The organism is Actinomyces sp. MRS3W (assembly GCF_032465695.1).
Taxonomy (GTDB): domain Bacteria; phylum Actinomycetota; class Actinomycetes; order Actinomycetales; family Actinomycetaceae; genus Actinomyces.
The window spans coordinates 1-6,543 of record NZ_JAWDJJ010000049.1; the positions used below are offsets into that span (position 1 = coordinate 1).

The following is a 6,543-nucleotide window of genomic DNA, read 5'->3' on the forward strand; positions in this document are numbered from 1 at the left end:
GCCGCGTCGGCCTTCTCGGCGCCGTGCGTCACCAGCTCCAGGTAGGGCTCCGCCCCTGCGGGGATGATGGGCAAATCGGCGGGGGCACTGGGCGAGGCGCCCGCGGCCATCACCTGTTTGACGAGCCGGTCCTCCAGGCTCTGGTAGGACTCGACCACGAGGCGACCGCCGACCCGCAGCGCGTTCAGTGCCCGCGGTAGGGCGCGTTCCAATAGCTCGAGTTCGCTGTTAACGGCGATCCGCAGTGCCTGGAAGGTGCGTTTGGCGGGGTTTCCGCCGCTGCGGCGGGCGGCGGCGGGGATGGCCTCGCGTACCAGGTCGGCAAGCTCGTCGGTGGTGGTGACGGGGTTGTCGGCCCGACGGCGGACGATGGCGGCGGCAATGCGCGCCGCGAAGCGCTCCTCGCCGTAGGCGCGCAGGATGTGCTCTAACTCGCGCTCGTCGGCGGAGTCGAGAATGTCCTGGGCGGTGCGCCCGGCGGACTGGTCCATGCGCATATCGAGCGGAGCCCGGCGGGCATAGGAGAAGCCGCGGGCGGCTGCGTCGAGCTGCAGCGAGGACACGCCCAGGTCCATGAGAATGGCGTCGACGGTGCCGTCGGTCCGCCGGGAGGCGTCGCGGGCAACGGCGTCGACGGCGTCGTAGGTGGTGGCAACGGCGCGAAAACGCCTGCCGAAGCGGGCCATTCGGGCGGTTGCCAAGGCAATGGCCTGGGGGTCCCGATCGATGCCGACGACCGTGAGGTTGGGGAAGCGCTCCAGGGCGCCCGCGGTGTGCCCGCCCATGCCCAGGGTGCAGTCGATCATGACCGGGTCCGGGACAGCGAGCGCGGGGGCGAGCAGATCCAAGCAACGGTCCAGGAGGACGGGCGTGTGGTAGTCGGCGGCGTCAGCGGCTGGCGCCGGGTTCGCTGCGGGAGCGGTACTCACGGAGGTCCTCCTTCCTCACCGGTTGGGCCTCGGCATCACCCGCTGTGGGGCTGGCTCGGGCTGGGTATTCATTGGGTCTGTGCAGTGGGGCGCCGGCAGGCGAGTACCGTGCCGCCAGGACTCCTCCCGCAGTTCCGGCGCCGGGGAAGAGGCGTCGGACGGTGCGGCGGGCGGAGACCTCACGAAACGGGGCCCGTTTCCGGCTACCGGCCTGTGGCCGGCTTTCCGGATACCTGACGGCTGTATGTGGTTATGCCACCGGGTCAGAAGAACCCGGGGATGATCTCTTCGGCGGTGTCGGCGAAGATTTGCTCCTGAGCACTGAGGTAGGACTCCCACGCCTTGGCGTCCCAGATCTCTACGCGCGCGCCGGCACCGATGACCGCCAGATCACGATCGAGGCCGGCGTAGGTGCGCAGGGACGCAGGAATGGTGATGCGCCCCTGTTTGTCGGGAATCTGCGAGTCAGCGCCGGAGAGCATGACGCGCACGTAGTCGCGCGCCTGCTTCTGCGCCAGTGGGGCCTCCCGCAGTTGGGCGTACATGCGCTCGAACTCGGCGGAGGTGAAGGCGTAGATGCAGTGCTCCTGCCCGCGGGTCAGGATGACGCCGCCGGCGAGCTCCTCACGGAACTTCGCGGGGAGGATGAGCCGGCCCTTTTCGTCGAGACGGGGAGCGTGGGTACCCAGGAACAACGGACCGCACTCCTTTCCCCTCGACGAATCCGACGTGCCCCACATTACTCCACTTTCCTCCCCTTCCTTCCACTATGCGGCCGCAAATCCGGGTCACGATCGCATCCCTACGCCCAACGATCCGATGTTTTCCCCGTAATAACGGGGCTGAAGGCGGGTGGAGGAAAGTGGAGGCCAGGGGGAGCGCGACGGCGCGCTGTGGCGGGTCGGCACGTGGGCTGACGGTTCGTACCTTCGGGACGGAGGTGCGACATTGGGGCTAACGGTTCGGCAGGGAGGGCGCCGAACCGTGGGGGAACGTGCCGAAGCGTCGTCGACAGTGCCGAAGCATTGGCGCCACGGCCGAAGCGTCAGGCGCTGGCCGTTTGGTCGGATGACGACGCCGGGTTAACGCGGTCGGGCGGGGCAAGGAGCGCCCTTGGGCGGGGAACCACGGACGACTCCAGTTGGACCGTCATCGCGCGCTTGGACCGCTTAAGCGCGCTTGGACCGCCATCGCGCGGATGGACTGCCCCAGACGTGTTCTCAGACGGTCCAACCGGTGGCAGACGGTCCAACCGTGAGACGCGCGCGCTGAGTTGCCTGGGCCTCCCCATGCCAGCGGCCACGGCGCCGGCCCAGAGCACGCCACTTGTGCCGGTTTCGGCACGTCATTAGTGCCGGTTTCGGTGAAGGAGCGGGAGGGGTCAGTTCTGGCCGTCGCGGCGACGGTCCCAGCGCTCGGACTGCCGTTCCATGAAAGACGCGCGCCTCGAGCCACGACCGCCCACGTCCCGGGGCTCACCACTTCCGCGGGTGAGCATGAGCGTGACGCCCCACACGGCCACAGCGAAGCCGAGCACGCCCAAGAGGATCGACACCACGTCGTTGCCCACGGCGACGCCGACGATGACCACGGTCAGACCAGCCAGGAGCAGAGCGACCCCAGCGCCGATACGACGCGGCGAGGGACGACGCAGTGTGCTGTCGGCATGCTGCATCGTCTCCGCCAGCGACGGATCCTCATCGTTGAGCTGCTCCTCAAGATCGCGCAGCACCTGCTGCTCGCGTTCCGACAATGCCATGGCACGCCTCCCTTCCTCTCCAGAGCTCACCGGGACGACCGCGCAGGGTCGCCCGGGCTAACCCGCCTGAACACTATCCAGGATAAGCGTTTCTCATCACAGGAGGGAAACCGGACGTCTACAGTCGCGGGACCATGCCCCACCACACGTCTATGACATGACCAGCACGCATCCTCCACGGTGGTCACCGGTCGCGGTCGTCATGATGGTCATGTCGGGCGGCCTCGCTCAGGCGGTTGGGCTGAGGGCTCGGGCGGCGACAGCAGGCTGGCCGGGGTGAGGGCGCCGCCGCCCCAGCGCTGCCGGACGGCGTCGGCCGCACGCTCAGGCGCGCCGCGACGCGGATCCTCATCGAGCAGGAGCTGAACGCCGTCGTCGCCACGGGACAGCCCTTCCACGCGCACGCCGAGCAGCCGGAATCCCCCGCCCGGGGTGGGCAGCGCCGCGAAGAGCGACTCCACGACGGCGAATAGATCCCGCGCCAAGTCGGTGGGCGCCCCCAGGGTGCGGGAGCGAGTGACGGTGACGAAGTCCGCGCCCCGTGCCTTGAGCACGACGACGCGTCCGCGCACCCGCCCGGCGCGCAGGCGAGCAGCGCACTGGTGGGTCTGGTCGAGCAACACCCGGCGGGCGTGGTTGCGGTCGGTGACGTACTCGAAGAAAGTGGTCTCGGTGCCGACCGACTTCTCCTCCCGCTCCGGCTGAACCGGACGCGGGTCGATGCCGTGGGAGAGATCGTGCAGGTGGCGGGCAGCGGCGGGCCCGAGGATCCGCTCCAGGCGACGCACGTCGGTCGCGGCCAGCTGACGCACGTCGGTGATGCCCCACCGAGCCAGCGCCTGGGCGCTCTTCTCCCCCACGCCCCACAGGGCGCCTACCGGCAGCACGTTGAGGAAGTCCTGGGTGGCGGTGGCAGGGATGAGCAGGAGACCGTCGGGCTTGGCGTGCGCGGAGGCGAGCTTGGCCACGAATTTGGTGGAGGCGATCCCCACGGAGGCCGGCACACCGACGCGGCGGCGCACCTCGCTGCGAATCCAGCGGCCGATCGCAACCGGAGGCCCCATACGGCGGCGCGCCCCGGACACGTCGAGGAAGGCCTCATCGACGCTGACCCGTTCCACCACCGGGGTGACTTCCGCAAAGATGCCCATGACGCGCCGAGAGACAGCGGAATACACGTCGTGCCGCACCGGGAGTACGACTGCCTGAGGGCACCGGCGCATGGCCTCGTTCATGGGCATGGCCGAAGTGACGCCGAACTCGCGGGCCTCGTAGGAGGCGGCGGAGACGACGCCACGCCCGTCCCGGCCGCCGACGATGACCGGCCGGCCGGCGAGCTCGGGATGCTCCAACAACTCGACGGAAGCGAAGAAGGCGTCCATGTCCACGTGCAGGATGGGGGTGGCGGAGTCATCGTCGCCCCAGGAGCGACGCGCCGCGTCGGCCCGTGGTGCCCTGCTCATGCTCGTCCCCTCCCCGGCGATCCGCCGGTCGGGTCTTCGGGCCTCGCCGGCCCGCCTCGAGCCCGACCGCGGGTCGCACCCACACGATAACGTGCCCCCGTGACCCGTGGTCAATCACCCGCCCGTTCGCGCCGCCACCGCGGCGGCAACCGTGCTGTCCCCTCCCGGCCCTTGCCCACCGAGCCGGTGGCGACCTCCTGCGCAACGGCGCAGCTCGAAGTGCGCGACTCGGGAGTCCTGCTGTTGCTGGACGGGACCGAGTCGTCCTGGATCGATCTGCACGATCCGACCCACCTGGACTTCGAGTACCAGCAGCAGATGGATGCGATCGTCTCCGCCCTGCGCGGGCCGACCGCCCCGGTGCATGCGGTGCATCTGGGCGGCGCCGGCTGCGCCCTGGCCCGCGCCTGGGATGCCTCCCGGCCGGGGTCGACCCAGCTGGCAGTCGAGATCGACGCGATTCTGGCGCGGCAGGTGCGTGAGTGGTTCGAACTGCCACGCGCGCCGCGGCTGCGCATCCGCGTGGGGGATGCGGCGCAGGTGGTGCACCGTCTGCATGAAGGGGAATGGGATGTGGTGGTGCGCGATGTGTTCGCCGCCGGAGTGGTACCGCAGGCCTGCATGAGCCGCGAATTCCTGGCCGCCTGTCGACGCTCGCTGAGCGAGGGCGGACTGTATCTGGCCAACACCACCTGCCCGCCCCGCCAGGCCGTCGCGGCCGAGTTAGCGCATATGCGCGAGTTGTTCGGCGGCGTGCTCGTCGTTGCCGACCCGGCGGTGGTGCGCGGCCGACGCCGCGGCAACCTGGTGATCGTCGCGCGGGCGGAGCCCTGGACGCCCACGGAGGCCGACGAGGTCGAACGAGCGGTGCGGCGTCTGCCGCTGCCCGTGCGCACCTGGCGCGCCGACGATCCGGCGCTGCCGCGGCCGGCTACGAACCGCTGAAAAAGCGGGGCGCGGCCGACCTGCGGGGGCCGGGGAACCACTACTGCTGTAGGCCGTCGCCAGAGGTGTTCTCGTTTGCCTCGAGGAAGGCCTCCAGCCGCGCGCCGATCTCATCCGCGCTGGGCAGGTCCAGCGTCGGGGCGCCCTCGAAGTCCAGGGAGTCGGTCTGCTGGAGCATGGCGTCGTACTGCGCCTCCAGGGCGGAAACGACGGCGCCGACCTCAGGCTGTTGCGCGGCCTCCGCATCGATCTCCGCGCGGTTGATATTGGCGGCAGCCTCCAGGTCACCCAGAGGCAGCGCCAGGCCGGTGTTGTCGGCCACCGCTCGCAGTAGCGCCGCCGCGCCCTGCGGGAAGTCATCGCGGGCGATGTAATGCGGGATCGACGCCGACAGCCCACGGGAGTCGATGCCGACCTGCCCCAGGCGCAGCTCCAGGAAGGCGGACATGGAGCCGGGCAACTCGACGCGGCCGAATACCTCCGCCTGCGGGTTGAGCTTGTCGGGCTGTGAACCGTGGACGTGAACGTAGGTGGGCCGAGTGTGCGGGATCGCCATGGGGATACCGCCCATGCTCACGGCCTGGCTCACACCCATCGATACGGCCAGGTGGATGACGGCGTCAACGAACTCCTGCCAACGATAGTCGGGCTCGGCGCCGTGCAGGAGCAGCAGATCCTCGCCATCGTCATCCTGCAGAAGGTCGAGGACCAGCTCTGGCATGGACGCGTCGGTGTAGGTATTGCGGTCAAAGGTCATGACCGGCCGCCGCGCGCGGTAGTCGACCAGGGAATCGACGTCGAAGGTGGCCAGGCGGGTATGGGGCAGAGTCATGAGGAGCTGGTCGACGGCGAGGGAACCGACGTGACCGGCGTCCATGGCGCCCTCAAAGTGATGCAGGAGCACACGCGGCGAGACGGGCTCACCCGCAGGGTGCTCCACGGTGTACAGCGGTCGCATTGCTCCTCCTCTCGCGCTCATGGCGCTCAACTACTCACGTGCCGGTGGCGCCGCAGCGCGGCGCGCAACCATGCATCGGCTGGTGCAACACCGAACCGCGTGGCTGTGTTCCCACAGTGGCGGGAGTCTCGCGGTTCATCTTCCAGCGAATGGGTGGCCACAGATGAAGATGATGAGCCGGCTTGGGGCTCGGTGGGAGATAATGGACGATCCCCACGCGGGCTCCGTCATGAGACGAATCCCCTGACGGACACACCACCACCGTACACGACCCATATCCGCTCATCGATCAGGTCAGCACTTTGTCATGTCGCCCTTGAGGCCACAGTTCTAGCGAGGTCATGTGAGCCAGCACCACCGTTCCCCCAACGCCCCTGCGTCTGCGCGTCCGCATCCAGGCGACGCCGAACAGGCTCCCCCGCCCCTGGCGGTCCGAGACCGGGAACTCGCGGCGGAGCAGGAGGTGGTGGACGTGGCCTACGCCGAGCT

General features: G+C 69.4%; 6 protein-coding genes. 1 reads left to right on the forward strand and 5 read right to left on the reverse strand.

Going from position 1 to position 6,543, the window contains the following annotated elements:
- The 4 genes from rsmH to dinB all read right to left on the reverse strand — a co-directional run.
- On the reverse strand, window positions 1–929 hold a 929-nt coding region (gene rsmH, locus RWX45_RS01420; protein ID WP_316022009.1), incomplete at its 3' end, for a 16S rRNA (cytosine(1402)-N(4))-methyltransferase RsmH.
- Between the two features lie 263 nt (window positions 930–1,192).
- Complete coding sequence (mraZ, locus tag RWX45_RS01425; RefSeq protein WP_316022010.1) at window positions 1,193–1,624, reverse strand: division/cell wall cluster transcriptional repressor MraZ; 432 nt, start codon at window positions 1,622–1,624, stop codon at window positions 1,193–1,195.
- Window positions 1,625–2,310: 686 nt separating this feature from the next.
- Window positions 2,311–2,688: a DUF3040 domain-containing protein gene (locus RWX45_RS01430; RefSeq protein WP_316022011.1), complete on the reverse strand. Its 378-nt coding sequence runs from the start codon at window positions 2,686–2,688 to the stop codon at window positions 2,311–2,313.
- 209 nt (window positions 2,689–2,897) lie between these two features.
- Complete coding sequence (gene dinB, locus RWX45_RS01435) at window positions 2,898–4,151, reverse strand: DNA polymerase IV (RefSeq protein ID WP_316022012.1); 1,254 nt, start codon at window positions 4,149–4,151, stop codon at window positions 2,898–2,900.
- A 186-nt stretch (window positions 4,152–4,337) separates the two neighbouring features.
- Between dinB and RWX45_RS01440 the strand changes: the two genes are divergently transcribed.
- The gene (locus RWX45_RS01440) at window positions 4,338–5,096 is read left to right on the forward strand and encodes a fused MFS/spermidine synthase (RefSeq protein WP_316022014.1); all 759 of its coding nucleotides are present in this window, start codon (window positions 4,338–4,340) and stop codon (window positions 5,094–5,096) included.
- Window positions 5,097–5,136: 40 nt separating this feature from the next.
- Here RWX45_RS01440 and RWX45_RS01445 read toward each other — a convergent pair whose 3' ends face one another.
- The gene (locus RWX45_RS01445) at window positions 5,137–6,054 is read right to left on the reverse strand and encodes a PAC2 family protein (protein WP_316022013.1); all 918 of its coding nucleotides are present in this window, start codon (window positions 6,052–6,054) and stop codon (window positions 5,137–5,139) included.
- Window positions 6,055–6,543: the final 489 nt, after the last annotated feature.

Excerpts from the sequence above, each read along its gene's own strand:
- RWX45_RS01445 (WP_316022013.1), bottom strand. The coding sequence starts at position 6,054 with ATGCGACCGCTGTACACCGTGGAGCACCCTGCGGGTGAGCCCGTCTCG.
- dinB (WP_316022012.1), bottom strand. The coding sequence starts at position 4,151 with ATGAGCAGGGCACCACGGGCCGACGCGGCGCGTCGCTCCTGGGGCGAC.
- RWX45_RS01430 (WP_316022011.1), bottom strand. The coding sequence starts at position 2,688 with ATGGCATTGTCGGAACGCGAGCAGCAGGTGCTGCGCGATCTTGAGGAG.